Source organism: Mycobacterium sp. NGS27 (assembly GCF_059813005.1).
The window spans coordinates 1-786 of the sequence record NZ_JCALDT010000031.1 but is presented as its reverse complement, the minus strand read 5'-3'; the positions used below and the strand labels follow the sequence as shown (position 1 = coordinate 786).

The 786-nt window shown below is 66.8% G+C and carries 1 protein-coding gene; it reads left to right on the top strand.

The features are described from left to right. The coding region (locus AC5Y30_RS25425; RefSeq protein ID WP_499922063.1) for a condensation domain-containing protein at positions 1-786 on the top strand (786 nt) is incomplete at both ends.

Genomic DNA, 786 nt, shown 5'->3' with positions numbered 1-786 from the left:
TCACCAACACCAGATCGATGAGTTGCAACGCCTATACCGGATTGCCGACGTGTTGCCGCTGACCCCGCTGCAGCAGGGATTGCTCTTCCATGCCCGAGCCGCACAGCGCACGGGGGACGACGTTTATGCGGTGCAGCTTGGTATCACGGTGAGTGGTCCGCTTGATCCGGACCGGCTGCGCGATGCGGTGCAGATCGTGATTCAGCGGCATCCTCACCTGGCGGCCCGGTACCTCGAGCAATTCGATCAGCCGGTGCAGGTCATCCCGGCTGATCCCGGGGTGCCCTGGCGGTATGCCGAGCTGAAGGCTGGGGACGTCGAGCAGTGGGTGGAGTGGCTGTGCGCCGCCGAACGCGCCGCGGTATGCGCCCTCACCGACGAGCCGCCCGTTCGCGTTGCATTGATTCGCACCGCACCAGAGCAGCACCGCATCGTGCTGACAAATCATCACATCGCGCTCGATGGTTGGTCGCTGCCGCTATTGCTGGCCGAAATCTTCGCCGCTTATCAGGGGCAGCGGCTGCCCGCGCCGGTTCCGTATCGCCGCTTTGTCAGCTGGCTCGCCGAGAGGGACCTCGCGGCCGCCCGCGCCGCCTGGGGTGCGGTGCTGGCCGGCTTTGAGGTTCCCACTTTGGTCGGGCCAGCGGATCGGGTGGGGCAGGGGTGTCGTGGCGTGGCCTCCTATCGGGTGTCGGAGCACATCACCGGCGCGATAAGCGAACTGGCCCGCGCGCAGCACACCACCGTCAACACCGTGCTGCAGGCGGCCTGGGCGCAGCTGCTAGC